This window comes from Nocardioides asiaticus, from assembly GCF_040049175.1.
Classification (GTDB): domain Bacteria; phylum Actinomycetota; class Actinomycetes; order Propionibacteriales; family Nocardioidaceae; genus Nocardioides; species Nocardioides cheoyonin.
Map to the genome: position 1 here is coordinate 13,647 of NZ_JBDZDM010000004.1, position 12,512 is coordinate 26,158.

General features: G+C 72.0%; 12 protein-coding genes and 1 tRNA gene. 2 read left to right on the forward strand and 11 right to left on the reverse strand.

What is annotated here, in order from left to right:
• Positions 1–7: 7 nt before the first annotated feature.
• From thrC to argS, 7 genes are all read right to left on the reverse strand, one after another.
• Positions 8–1,105 (reverse strand): threonine synthase, encoded by a 1,098-nt coding sequence (gene thrC / locus ABLE53_RS15075; RefSeq protein WP_348859824.1) that lies wholly within the window; start codon positions 1,103–1,105, stop codon positions 8–10.
• Positions 1,102–2,412 carry a homoserine dehydrogenase gene (locus ABLE53_RS15080; protein WP_348859825.1) on the reverse strand — a complete coding sequence of 437 codons (1,311 nt, stop codon included), beginning with the start codon at positions 2,410–2,412 and terminating at the stop codon, positions 1,102–1,104. Before ABLE53_RS15080 ends, thrC begins: the two co-directional genes overlap by 4 nt.
• 76 nt (positions 2,413–2,488) lie before the next feature.
• The gene (locus tag ABLE53_RS15085) at positions 2,489–3,838 is read right to left on the reverse strand and encodes an MFS transporter (protein WP_348859826.1); all 1,350 of its coding nucleotides are present in this window, start codon (positions 3,836–3,838) and stop codon (positions 2,489–2,491) included.
• Entirely contained in the window at positions 3,835–4,023 is a 189-nt protein-coding gene (locus ABLE53_RS24905; protein WP_484555212.1) for a zinc-binding dehydrogenase, read from the reverse strand. The genes ABLE53_RS15085 and ABLE53_RS24905 overlap by 4 nt, the downstream gene beginning before the upstream one ends.
• Positions 4,024–4,411: 388 nt before the next feature.
• Positions 4,412–4,999: a hypothetical protein gene (locus ABLE53_RS15095; RefSeq protein ID WP_348859829.1), complete on the reverse strand. Its 588-nt coding sequence runs from the start codon at positions 4,997–4,999 to the stop codon at positions 4,412–4,414.
• A gap of 17 nt (positions 5,000–5,016) precedes the next feature.
• Positions 5,017–6,408, reverse strand: coding sequence for a diaminopimelate decarboxylase (gene lysA, locus ABLE53_RS15100; RefSeq protein WP_348859830.1), 1,392 nt, complete (start codon positions 6,406–6,408; stop codon positions 5,017–5,019).
• A gap of 19 nt (positions 6,409–6,427) precedes the next feature.
• On the reverse strand, positions 6,428–8,101 hold the full coding sequence (argS, locus tag ABLE53_RS15105; RefSeq protein WP_348859831.1) for an arginine--tRNA ligase: 1,674 nt from the start codon (positions 8,099–8,101) through the stop codon (positions 6,428–6,430).
• 96 nt (positions 8,102–8,197) lie between these two features.
• On the opposite strand from argS, the gene ABLE53_RS15110 reads away from it, so the two are divergent.
• Positions 8,198–8,270: transfer RNA gene (locus tag ABLE53_RS15110), tRNA-Arg, on the forward strand.
• Between the two features lie 103 nt (positions 8,271–8,373).
• On the opposite strand, the gene ABLE53_RS15115 is transcribed toward ABLE53_RS15110, so the two are convergent.
• Complete coding sequence (locus ABLE53_RS15115; RefSeq protein ID WP_348859832.1) at positions 8,374–9,090, reverse strand: tail fiber protein; 717 nt, start codon at positions 9,088–9,090, stop codon at positions 8,374–8,376.
• 180 nt (positions 9,091–9,270) lie between these two features.
• Here ABLE53_RS15115 and ABLE53_RS15120 point away from each other — a divergent pair, with 180 nt between their 5' ends.
• A complete protein-coding gene (locus ABLE53_RS15120) occupies positions 9,271–9,966 on the forward strand; it encodes a hypothetical protein (protein WP_348859833.1) in 696 nt (231 codons plus the stop codon).
• A gap of 25 nt (positions 9,967–9,991) precedes the next feature.
• Here the strand turns inward: ABLE53_RS15120 and ABLE53_RS15125 are convergent, their stop codons facing one another.
• From ABLE53_RS15125 to ABLE53_RS15135, 3 genes are all read right to left on the reverse strand, one after another.
• Complete coding sequence (locus ABLE53_RS15125; RefSeq protein WP_348859834.1) at positions 9,992–10,651, reverse strand: hypothetical protein; 660 nt, start codon at positions 10,649–10,651, stop codon at positions 9,992–9,994.
• Between the two features lie 148 nt (positions 10,652–10,799).
• Positions 10,800–11,765 carry an LCP family protein gene (locus tag ABLE53_RS15130; RefSeq protein WP_348859835.1) on the reverse strand — a complete coding sequence of 322 codons (966 nt, stop codon included), beginning with the start codon at positions 11,763–11,765 and terminating at the stop codon, positions 10,800–10,802.
• Positions 11,762–12,412 (reverse strand): hypothetical protein, encoded by a 651-nt coding sequence (locus ABLE53_RS15135; protein ID WP_348859836.1) that lies wholly within the window; start codon positions 12,410–12,412, stop codon positions 11,762–11,764. Before ABLE53_RS15135 ends, ABLE53_RS15130 begins: the two co-directional genes overlap by 4 nt.
• Between the last annotated feature and the right edge of the window lie 100 nt (positions 12,413–12,512).

Below are 12,512 nucleotides of genomic sequence, written 5' to 3' on the forward strand. Positions count from 1 at the left end.
GCGACCCTCAGACGAGCCCGGCGGCCTTCGCGGCGGCCTCGATGTCGGCGTCGACGACGACCTGCGGCACCTCGCCGAACCACTCCAGCGCGGTGGCGGTGTCCTTGAGCCCGTGGCCGGTGACGGTGACGACGACCTGGCGGCCGGCGTACGAGATGCCCTGCTCGAGGTCCTGCAGGAAGCCGGCGACGCCGGCCGCGGAGGCCGGCTCGACGAAGACGCCGTCGCGCCGGGCGAGCTCGGCCTGGGCGGCGAGGATCCTCTCGTCGGGGAGTGCGGCGAACCCGCCGCCGGACTCCGCGGCGGCGGCGTCGGCGAGCCTCCACGAGGCGGGGTTGCCGATCCGGATCGCGGTCGCCTTGGTCTCCGGGTCGGGGAACACCCGGCCGGTGACCAGCGGCGCTGCACCCTCGGCCTGGAACGCGCGCATGACCGGCTTCCTGGTCGCGCGGCCGCGCTCGGCGTACTGCTTGTAGCCGAGCCAGTAGGCGCTGATGTTGCCGGCGTTGCCGACCGGCAGGAGGTGCACGTCGGGGGCGTCGCCGAGGCGGTCGACGATCTCGAACGACGCTGTCTTCTGGCCCTCGAGCCGGACCGGGTTGACGCTGTTGACGAGAGCGACCGGATAGTGGTCGGCGAGCCCCCGCGACATTCGGAGGCAGTCGTCGAAGTTGCCCCGGACCTGGATCACCTGGGCGCCGTGGACGAGCGCCTGGGCCATCTTGCCGGCGGCGATCTTGCCGCTGGGGACGAGCACGATCGGGGTGAGGCCGGCCTTGGCGGCGTACGCCGCCATCGAGGCGGAGGTGTTGCCGGTGGAGGCGCAGACGCACGCCGCGGCGCCCTCGTGGACGGCGACCGAGATGGCCGTGGTCATCCCGCGGTCCTTGAAGGAGCCGGTGGGGTTCTGGCCCTCGACCTTCAGCCAGACCTCGGCCTGGCCGGTCTCCGACAGCCACTCCGACCGCACGAGCGGGGTGCCGCCCTCGCCGAGGGTGACGGCCACGGTGCCGGCGGGGAGGTCGAGATGGTCGCGGTACTCCTCGATGACGCCGCGCCACTGGTGGGTCGCGGCGCCCGCCGGGGCGGTGGGGGTGGTGCTCACTCTGCTCCTTCGACGCGCATGACGGAGGTGACGTCGCGCACGATGTCCATGCCGCGCAGCTCCTCGACCGTGGCCGACAGCTGCGCGTCGGTCGCCTCGTGGGAGACGACGACCAGCTGGGCGTCCTCGCCGCGGCCCTCCTGACGCACGGTCTGGATCGAGACGTCGTGCTGGGCGAAGGCCGTCGCCACCGAGGCCAGCACGCCCGCGCGGTCGTCGACGTCGATGGCGACGTGGTAGCGGGTGAGGGTCTCGCCCATCGGAAGCACGGCCCGGTCGGCGTACGCCGACTCGCCGGCGCCCCGGGTGTCCTGGATGCGGTGGCGGGCCACCGTCACGAGGTCGCCGAGCACGGCGCTCGCCGTCGGCGAACCGCCGGCTCCGGGACCGTAGAACATCAGCTGGCCGGCCGCGTCGGACTCGACGAAGACGGCGTTGTAGGCGCCGCGGACGCTGGCGAGCGGGTGGGACCGCGGGATCATCGCGGGGTGCACCCGGACCGAGACGGCGTCGCCGTTGAGCTCGGCGATGGCGAGCAGCTTGACGACGCATCCCATCGCCTTCGCGGAGGCGACGTCGCCGGCGGTCACGTCGGTGATGCCCTCGCGGTGGACGTCGCTGGCGGTGACGCGGGAGTGGAAGGCGAGGCTGGCGAGGATCGCCGCCTTCGCAGCGGCGTCGAAGCCCTCGATGTCGGCGGTCGGGTCGGCCTCGGCGTACCCCAGCTCCTGGGCCTCGGCGAGGGCCTCCTCGAAGCCGGAGCCGAGGGCGTCCATCTTGTCGAGGATGTAGTTGGTGGTGCCGTTGACGATGCCGATCACGCGGGTGACCTTGTCGCCGGCCAGGCTCTCGCGGAGCGGGCGCAGGATGGGGATCGCACCGGCGACGGCCGCCTCGTAGTAGAGGTCGCGGCCGGCCTTCTCGGCGGCCTCGTAGAGCGTCGGGCCGTCCTCGGCGAGGAGGGCCTTGTTGGCGGTGACGACGCTGGCGCCGCTCTCCAGCGCGGTCAGGATGAGGCTGCGGGCGGGCTCGATCCCGCCGATCACCTCGACGACGAGGTCGATGTCGTCGCGGGCCGCGAGCCCGGCGGCGTCGGTGGTGAGCAGCTCGGCCGGGACGTCGACGTCGCGGGGCGCGTCGAGGCGGCGTACGGCGACGCCGCGGAGCTCGACCGGGGCGCCGACCCGCGCCGCGAGGTCGGTCTCCTGCTCCAGCAGGAGGCGCACCACCTGGGAGCCGACCACCCCGCAGCCGAGGACGGCGACACCCAGACGGTCGAGCTTGTCACCGGGCTTAGCACTGCTCACCGGACAAGGGTATCCGTGGCCGGCCCGCGCCGCCGACCCGCGCTCTGTGCGCGGACACGCCCGGCCAGGATCGGGCTCAGCTGCGGAGTCGGGCCGACGGCGCGAGCGATACGGCGGCGATGCCGGCGGCGATCACCACCAGCAGCGTCGCGCCCGCGACGGGCGAGGAGTGCGCGAAGCCGGCGAAGAGCGCACTGCCGAGAGCGAGCACGAGCGACTGGACGAGCCCGTCGTTGAGCTGCAGCGCCGAGGACGCCCGGCCCTCCTCCCCCTCGGGGGCAGCCGCCAGGGTGAGCACCGACAGCGTCGAGAACGCCATCCCGATCCCGAGCCCGGCGACGCCCCAGCCGAGGACGGGCACGAGCAGGGGTACGCCGTCGGCGGCCGCGGTCGCGAAGACGGCGAGGCCTGCGGTGAGCAGCACGATGCCGAGCCGGACCCGGCGTACCTCGTCGTGGAGGGCGGGCACCCGGATCACCACCCACGACCCGCCGAACCAGGTGACGGCACCGACGGTGAGCACCCACCCGGCGTCGGTCAGGGTGAGGCCGCGCTCGAGGGTGAGCATCAGCGGCACGTAGGCCTCAGCGCCCGCGAACGCGGCGCCGACGAGGCCGCGGGTGCCGATCACGCTCGGCAGACCGCGCGCCCCGCGCCACGTCCCGACCGGGAGGAGGCGGGGACCGGCGACCAGCACGACCGCCGCGGCAGCGGCGAGCAGCACCGGCCACAGCACGACGTCGCCCTGACCGGCCACGCTGACGAGGAGTACGCCGACGGAGGCGGCGACGGCCCAGCCGACCCGGGCGGGAGGGCCGCTGTCGTCGCCGCGTGCCCGCGACGGCGCGCCGCGGACGAGCAGCCAGGCGAGCACGGAGAGGCCGGGCACGCCGAGGAAGACCCACCGCCAGCTCGCCGCGTCGGCGACCCAGGCGGCGGCGACCGGCCCCACCAGCGCCGGGAGCACCCACGCCCCGGTCAGCACGGTGAACGCCCGCGGACGGAGCCGCTCCGGGTAGGCCTGCGCCACGACGACGTACAGCGCCGTGCCGACCATCCCCGACCCGAACCCCTGGACCGCGCGGCCGGCCACGAAGACCAGCATCGTCGGGGCGAGACCGGACAGGACCAGACCCGCGGCGAAGACCAGCACCCCGAGATCGAGCGCGCGACGCGGTCCGCTGCGGTCGATCGCCGGGCCGGATACGGCGTACCCGACGACCGAGACCCCGATCGGCGCGGAAAACGCCACGGCGTAGAGGGAGAGGCCGTCGAGGCCGGCGGCGACGTCGGGCATCACCGTGGCGACGGCGAGGTACTCGAACGCGATCATGAACCCGAGGGCGAAGATGCCGATCGTCGTGCGCAGGTGCCGGCCGCGCCACAGCGACGCGGCCACCGCTTCACCGACGTCGAGGGCGCTCACCCGTCCATCCTGGCGGAGACGAGCACGACCTTGCCTGTGGTTTCCCGCGCCTCGAGCGCCCGGTGCGCCTGCGCCGCCTCGGCGAGCGGGAAGACGCTGCCGACGTACGGCACGCGGCTCCCGTCGGCCGCTGCCGCCAGGACCTCGCGCCCGAGGGCCGCGATCCCGCCGGGCACGTCCAGCATCCGTGGCCCCAGACCTCGCCCCCGCCGGCGAGGCCGACGGCGCGGGCGCCCGCCCGCTTCGCGGCCTGGAGGAAGAGCACGCCGAGCCCGGGTGTCATGGGCAGCTCCGGGAGCGGCATCGTCGGGCGTGCGGACCCTGCCGGATGGCCGTGTCGACGAGGTGTACGCCGGCCGCCTCGACGACGACCCGCACCTCGCCCGCGCCCGGCTGCGGTCCGGCACCTCCTCCCAGCACAGGACGTCCGGGCCGCCGAGCTCGTGCTGCCTGATCGCGCGCATGACACGAGCACACCGCCTCAAGCGGACTCGAGGTCAAGCCACGTCGAGTCGCCAGTTCCGACCCGTCGAGTCGCCAGTTCCGACCCGTCGAGTCGCCAGTTGTGGTCGGTCATCCGCCCCGGTCGGCGGCGCGCAGGTGGGCGAGGACGGCCCGGCCGCGCGGCGAGAGCCGGTAGCCGACCGGCAGGGACTCGGTGAGGCCGAGCTCCTTGAGGCGGCGTACGTCGGCCTTGAACGGCCTCTTCTCGCGTCCGATCGAGGCCGCGATCGTCTCGGCGAGCTCCGCGGGCCGGGCCTCGATCAGCTCGAGGTGCTGCCGGGTCCACGGGCCGCGACGGGTGCGCCGGTCCATGTCGGCCAGCCTGGCCGCGACCTCCTCGATCTCGCGCTTCCCGGGCCGTTTCGCGCGCAGCGTGACCCGCTCGTCGGCGCCGGCGTACCTCACCCCGATGCGGTAGACGTCGCCCTGCTTGCGCGAGAGGAAGGCGTGGAGCGCGTCCAATGTGGTGCCGGCGCGCCCGGCGTCCTCCTCCGTGAGCGCGGCCGGCTCGACCACGTCGACGGAGGTGAACTCCACGACGCCGACCCGGGTCCGCTGGCGCCCGCCGACCCGGTGCATCGGCCGCGTCCAGCGGCGGAACGCCAGGTCCACCTCCCCCGCGGCGATGCGCTCGAGGTCGGCGTTGGGGAACAGCATTTCCCCAGTCTGGCGCCTCAGCCGAGGTCGGTGGCGAGGAGATCGTCCTCGGTCTCCCGGCGTACGAGCACCCGGGAGGTGCCGTCCTTGACCGCGACGACGGGCGGACGCAGGGCGTGGTTGTAGTTGGAGGCCATGGAGCGGCAGTAGGCGCCGGTGGCGGGTACGGCGACGAGGTCGCCCGGGCGGACGTCGCCGGGGAGGAACTCGTCCTTCACGACGATGTCGCCGGCCTCGCAGTGCTTGCCGACGACGCGGCCGAGCACCGGCGGCGCGTCGGAGGCGCGTCCGGCGAGCGTGGCGGAGTAGTCGGCGTCGTACAGCGCCGTGCGGATGTTGTCGCTCATCCCGCCGTCCACGGACACGTAGGTGCGCCGCGCTCCCCCGTCGAGCTCGACCTCCTTGACCGTGCCGACGGTGTAGACGGTGCACATCGACGGCCCGACGATCGCCCGGCCGGGCTCGACCGACAGCCGCGGCACGGTGACGCCGAGGGCGCGGCACTCGTGCTCGACGATCGCGGTGAGCTCCTCGGCGAGCTGCTTCGGCGTCGACGGGTCGTCCTGCGTGGTGTAGGCGATCCCGAAGCCGCCCCCGAGATCGAGCTCGAGCAGCTCGGTGCCGAGCTCGTCGCGGATCCGCGCGTGCAGCGCCAGTACCCGGCGGGCGGCCACCTCGAAGCCGGCGCTGTCGAAGATCTGCGAGCCGATGTGGCTGTGCAGTCCGCGGAGCTCGACGCCGGGGGCGTCCAGCAGCCGGCGTACGGCGGCGAAGGCGTCACCCGAGCTGATCGAGAAGCCGAACTTCTGGTCCTCGTGGGCGGTCGCGATGTATTCGTGCGTGTGGGCCTCGACCCCGGCCGTCACCCGCACCATCACCCGCGCGGTCAGGCCGGTCTCGGCGGTGATCGCGCAGACCCGCTCGACCTCGTCGAAGGAGTCCACGATGATCCGGCCGACGCCGGCCACGATCGCCCGGCGCAGCTCCATCGGCGTCTTGTTGTTGCCGTGGTAGCCGATCCGCTCGACCGGGAACTCCGCCCGCAGCGCGACAGTGAGCTCGCCGTTGCTGCAGACGTCGAGGAAGAGCCCCTCCTCGGCCACCCAGCGCGCGACGGCGGTGCAGAGGAAGGCCTTGCCCGCGTAGTAGACGTCGTAGCCCGTGAAGCCGTCCCGGAACGCGCGCGCCCGCGAGCGGAAGTCGTCCTCGTCGAGGACGTACGCCGGGGTGTTGACGTTGGCCACGAGGTCGGGGACGGCCACGCCGCCGACGTACAGGACGCCGCCCTGCTTGTGGGCGGTCTGCGACCACAGCTGGGGCACGAGCGCGTTGACGTCGCCGGGCTGCCGCAGCCAGGACGGCGCGTTCAGCGCGCCGGGTGCGTGCGCCCAGCCGGCCTCGTGGGTCATCGGGTCACCTCCGGCCCGGTCACATCCGCTCCGGCGCACTGACGCCGAGCAGGTCGAGCCCGTTCGCGATCACCCGCTGGGCCGCCTCGACGAGGACGAGCCGGGTGAGGTTGGTCGCGGTCACCGGCTCGTCGCCCTGCGGCAGCATGCGGCACTCCTTGGTGTCGTACCACCTGTTGAAGACCGACGCGGTGTCCTCGAGGTAGCGCGCGATCCGGTGCGGCTCCCGCAGCTCGGCCGCCGCCGCGACGACACGCGGGAACTCCGCCAGCGCGCGCAGCAGCTGGCCGTCGCGCGGGTGCGCGAGCAGCGACGGGTCGAAGGCGGCCATCGCGTCGTCGAGCGTCATCCCGAGGTCGGCGGCGTTGACCTTCATCCGGAAGGTGCGCGCGTGGGCGTACTGCACGTAGTAGACGGGGTTGTCGTTTGACGCCCTGGTGATCTGCTCGATGTCGAGCGTCAGCGGGCTGTCGGCCGGGTAGCGGGCCAGCGAGTAGCGCAGCGCGTCGACGCCGATCTCCTCGACGAGCTCGTTGAGGGTGACGATCTGGCCGGCGCGCTTGGAGAGCCGCACCTCCTGGTCGCCGCGCATGATCTTCACGAGCTGGCCGATGAGGACCTCGATGTTCTTGTCCGGGTCGTCGCCGGCGCACGCCGCCATCGCCTTGAGCCGCCCGACGTAGCCGTGGTGGTCGGCGCCGAGCAGGTAGATGCAGAGCTCGAAGCCCCGCTCCCGCTTGTTGACGTAGTAGGCGGTGTCGGAGGCGAAGTACGTCAGCTCGCCGTTGGAGCGGATCAGCACCCGGTCGCGGTCGTCGCCGAAGTCGGTGGTGCGCATCCACAGGGCTCCGTCGGCGTCGTACAGGTGACCCTGCGAGCGGAGCTTCTCGAGCTGGCTGGCGACGTCGCCCTGGTGGAGGCTGCGCTCGGAGAACCAGACGTCGAAGTGGGTCTGGAACTCGTCGAGCTGGTCCTGCTGCTCCTTGAGCTGCAGCGCGTAGCCCTTCTCCCGGAACGCCTCGACGCGCTCCGACTCGGGCAGGTCGAGGATCGAGGGGTCCTCGGCCACGATCTTCTGCGCGAGCTCGGCGATGTAGGCCCCGTGGTAGCCGTCCTCGGGAGCCGGCTGCCCGAGCGCGGCCGCCTCGATGGAGGCGCCGAAGAGGTTCATCTGGTTGCCGCGGTCGTTGATGTAGAACTCGCGGGTCACCTTGCCGCCGGCCGCCTCCAGGACGCGCCCGATCGCGTCGCCCACGACGGCCCACCGGGTGTGGCCGAGGTGGAGCGGGCCCGTCGGGTTGGCCGAGATGAACTCGACGTTGATCTGCTGACCACCGAGCGTGTTGGTGTGGCCGTACGACGCGCCGGCCTTGACGATCTCGGCGGCGAGCTGTGCCTGGGCGCCGGTGTCGACCGTGATGTTGAGGAAGCCCGGGCCGGCGACCTCGACCTTGCTGACGCCGTCGTGCTGCTCCAGGCCGGCCTTGATGAGCTCGGCCAGCGCGCGCGGGTTGGTGCCTGCCTTCTTGGCCAGCTGCAGAGCGACGTTGGTGGCGTAGTCGCCGTGCTCCTTCTGTCGCGGCCGCTCCACCGACACGGTTGCCGGGACGCCGTCGGGCAGGCTCACGGAGCCTTCGTCGACAAGCGTCGTCAGGACATCGACGATCGCGGTGGAGAGCTGCGCAGGGGTCACCCCCCAAGCCTATCGGCGGGTCCCGGTTTCCTCCGCACCGAGATCGGCGGGTAGTCTTCCGGTTCGCGCCACCCGGTCGAGAGATCGGCGGCGCGGGCCCTCGTAGCTCAGGGGATAGAGCACTGGTTTCCGGTACCAGGTGCCGCAGGTTCGAATCCTGCCGAGGGCGCCCTGTGATGTCTCAGGACATCGGCACGGCCCGAACCCACGGAGGGTTCGGGCCATCTGCTTTTCCACGTGCCTCGCCGCGTGCTCTCCCGGGGCCTGCGGGCTCACGACCGGCTGGGGTAGATCCCGGTCGTGCAGATGCTGTAGGTCAGGCCGTCCGGCTCGGCGGCGCTCAGGTCGGGGAGCTTGAAGGTGGTGCGGCCGTCCCCGCCGTACGTGGTGCCGAGCAGGCTGTACAGCGCGCTGTAGTCCGAGATCTTCAGTGTCTGGCCGTGCGCGGGCACGCCGAGGGCGCCAGGGGCCGCCATCAGCCAGACCGAGCCGATGACACAGTCGTCCGGCGCGGCGTACACCTGGTCGTAGTGCGGACCGTTGCCGAACGCCGTGGTCCCTGCCGGGCCCTGAGGCCCCTGGGGACCGGTGGCACCGGTGTCGCCCTTCTCGCCCTGGGCTCCGATGTCACCCTTCGCACCCTTCTCACCCGTGTCGCCCTTCGGACCCTGCGCTCCGGTGTCGCCCTTTTCGCCCTTATCACCCGTGTCGCCCTTCGGACCCCGGGGGCCCGTGGCGCCGGTGGCGCCCTGGGCAGTGGTCAGCCACTTGGTGAGGGACGTGGACAGGTCCTGCTTGCGGATGGTTCCGTTCTTGATGTCGGTGCTGGTCACCGACCCGTTCTTGATGTCGGCGCTGGACACGGAGTTGTTCCTGATGTCCCGGCTGGTGACCAGCTTGGCGGCGTCGGCCGGGCCGACAACGAGGAGTGCTGTGGCGATGACGGCTACGGCAACGACGACTGTGGCGTGGCGCGCGTCGAGCTTCATGTCGGAGGTTCCTTCCGAGCGGGCTTAGTGAGCCGCTCATCCGCAGAACATCGGCACCAGAAAAATTAGTTCAACTTTCAATGTCTTCTGCCGCACACCCGGGGTATTGCCCCTGGCCAGTTGCCCGGCACGCGGGGGCGGATGCGACCCCTGGGGCTGGTGATGCAGCACAGTGAGAGCATGCGCACCCTCCTCATGCTGGCGGCGCTGGCCGTCGCGGGCGCCGCCCTGCTGGCCGGCTGCGGTGACGACGCGACCTCGGCCGGCGCGTCGTCGTCGCCGACCCCGATGCCGTCGTTCTCGGTGAGCACCAGCGTGCCGGCGGAGCCGTCGCCGACCCCGTCGAACACGCCGTCGAAGACGCCCACGCCGAGCGCGACCCCGAGCAGCAGCTCCGCTGCTCCCACGCAGACGCCCAGCGCGAGCAGCTCACCGACCGAGGCCCCCGGCGGCGTCGTCCACACCTACAAGAACCTCACCCTGCGGCTCCCGGTCGCCGACGACGCGGTGCCGGACGCACCGGCCGGCTTCGTGGCGTACGCCCGAGAGGCCCTCGAGCAGGACTGGAAGCGCCTGGGTGGTACGCCGGGCTGCAAACGCGGGGCCGTCATCACCGTCAGCGCCACCAGGAGCGACGGGTTCGCCTACGTGATGCGCGACGTCGACCCGTCGCTGCAGAGCTGCCCGAACGCGGCCAACGTGGCCGGCGGCTACCGCGCCGTCTGGAAGGACGACGGCGGCTGGAAGGAGGTGCTGGGCATGCAGGACGTCCCGGCGTGCTCCGACTTCGAGAAGTACGACGTCCCGTCCGCGCTGCTCGGCATGGACGCGCAGTGCCTCAAGGGCAACAAGGTGGTGCCGTACGAGCACCCGTGACGGGCGCTCGTACGGCACCGGTGCCTCAGCGGAAGTCCCGCGGGCGGACGAGCGTCCCGGGGGACGCCGTCCAGGCGAGGCCGTGACTGGCCCGGACGACCGCCCGGTAGTGCATGTACTTCTTCGGGACGCGCAGGACCCAGCGGCTCTTGGCGTTCGTCTTGACGACCTTCACCCGCTCCCAGGGTCCCGATCCGATCGCGCGCTCCTGGATGACGACCCTGCTGTGCTTGTACGCCGGCTTCACCGGCCCGGCCAGTGCCCCCTTGCGCGGCAGTAGGCGGGGCCGGCCGACGGCGCGATGGACCTTCACGTGCATCTGGACCGAGCTGTAGGCCTGGGTGCCCGTCTGGTCGGCGTAGACGACGCGGTACGACGTCGCCCTGGTCGGCTTGTCGGTGAATCTGAACGTCTGCGGGGACTGGTCGTCCTTGACCGGCTGCCAGTCGCCGTTGCCCACCTTGCGGGCGAGACCGGCGATACCCGTGGTCACGGGATCGCCCTCGGCGTCGGTGATGGTCCCCTTGATGGTGACGTTCTTGCCGACCTGCGCCGACTTCGTCCAGGAAGTGACTGCGACGTCGACGTCGGCGGCGTGGGCGGGAGCCGACGCGACGACGGCGATGCCTGACCCCAGGAGGGCGGTCGCCGTCGCGAGGCTCGCGACACGGAGTCGATGGTTCATCGTTGGAGCACTCCTTCGGATGGCTACCGACGGGCCTGCCCCGCCGGCCGGTCCCAGGGCATGCCGAACCGACCGGCCCCGAGATCCGCACCTTTACCTTTGCAGCACATGGCCGGGCAGGGAACCCCGCACGTGGCGGCGTCCCGGACTACCGGCAGCGGCTGAGCGTTGCGTCGGCACGCGCGTCGGCACCCATCGCCCGCGCGGCCGAGACGAAGGGCAGGACGACGCTGGCGCCGCCGATGTCGCCGATCGAGCCCTGCACGACGCAGGTCCGGATCTTGGTGGGGTCCACCCGGGCGACCGCCTGCGCGAGCTTGTAGAGGTCGCCCGGCGACAGGTTGGTGTGGAGGTTCTTCATCACCGACACCACCCCGCGCGCGAGGAACCCGACGTCGTGCTGGTGGGCGCGGACCTTCAGCTGGATGCCGCGCAGCACCCGCTGCTGGTTGGCCGAGCGGTCGAAGTCGCCGCGGAGCAGATCGTGGCGGATCCGCGAGAACGCCATGGCGTCGTACCCGTCGAGGTGGATCCGGCCCTTCTTGAACCCCTTCGGCTTGAGGTACTCGTCGCTGAACGCGACCGGGTTCTGGACGGTGATGCCGCCGATGCCGTTCACCATGTTCTCCAGGTAGGGGAACTTCGTGACGAAGACGTACGACGGCTGGATACCCACCAGGTTGCCGACCGTCTGCCCGAGCAGCTTCGGGCCGCCGAAGTAGAGCGAGGAGTTGATCTTGTTGTAGCCGTGGCCGGGGATGTCGACCCACGAGTCCCGTGGCACCCCGATCGAGCTCGCCGCGCCGGTCCGGGTGTTGATGCCGATCAGCTGCAGCGCGTCGCCGCGGGTGTGGAGCATGTCCTGCCCCGGCCGCGCGTCGGAGCCGACCGCGAGGATCCAGATGACGCCGTTCTTGCGTGCCAGCCCGCCGAGGTCGACCCCGGACGCCTCGTCCAGCTTGACCAGGGCGGCGTTGGTGGGAGCGACGCTCGAGTCGGGTACGACGAGGGCCGCGACGGCCAGTACGGCCCCGAGGGCCATCGACGTCGCCAGCCGGTGTCCGACCATCCTGCGCAGCCGCGAGCGCAGGCTCGCTCGCTGACGCTCGCTCATGAGGACGCTCCCTTCGACGAGCTGCCCGAGGAGGGACTCTTGCCGGTGCCGGAGCCGCCGAGCGGGCGCCGGGTCTTCGTGACCGTGAACGCGAACACCTTCCATGTCCCCTTCACCTTGGTCAGGTCGAGCTGGCCCCGGACGAGCTGCTTGGACACCAGCTGCCCGCTGGTCCGGTAGCTCAGCCAGATCCGCGCCGTGACGCCGACCGGCCAGCCCTTCATGGCGAGCACGTCGAGCCGCACGCCCTTGGACAACGGCTGGACGCCGCTGATCCTCGCGCCGATGTCGGCGTTGGACATCAGCTTGAGGTTCTTCCGCGCCGCGGCGACCGCGCCGCCGGTGAACCCGGGGAACGCGCTCGTGAAGGAGGTCGCCTTCCTGGGGTAGTCGCCGCCGACGTACGCCGCGTCGAACCAGCCGTCGACGAGCTTGCCGGCGCGGGCGATGATCGCCTTGCGCGCCTTGGGCTTCAACCGGCCGGTCACGTGGTCGACCGTCGTACGGGTCGTGACCGCCGGTTGGGATGGCGCCGGCTTCGGCGCGGGCTTGTCGTCCTCGTCGCCGCCGCAGCCGCCGAGCAGCAGCGCCGCCGCGACGAGGACGGCGCCGACCCGCATCACGGGGCGGCCGGCCGTGGTCGTCATCTGTCGAGCTCTTCCTCAGGGAACCTGCCGCCAACGTGTGGCGGACTCCATTTGTGCAACGGCTTACACCTTGCCCGAAACCGGACCCTGGCTCCTGCAT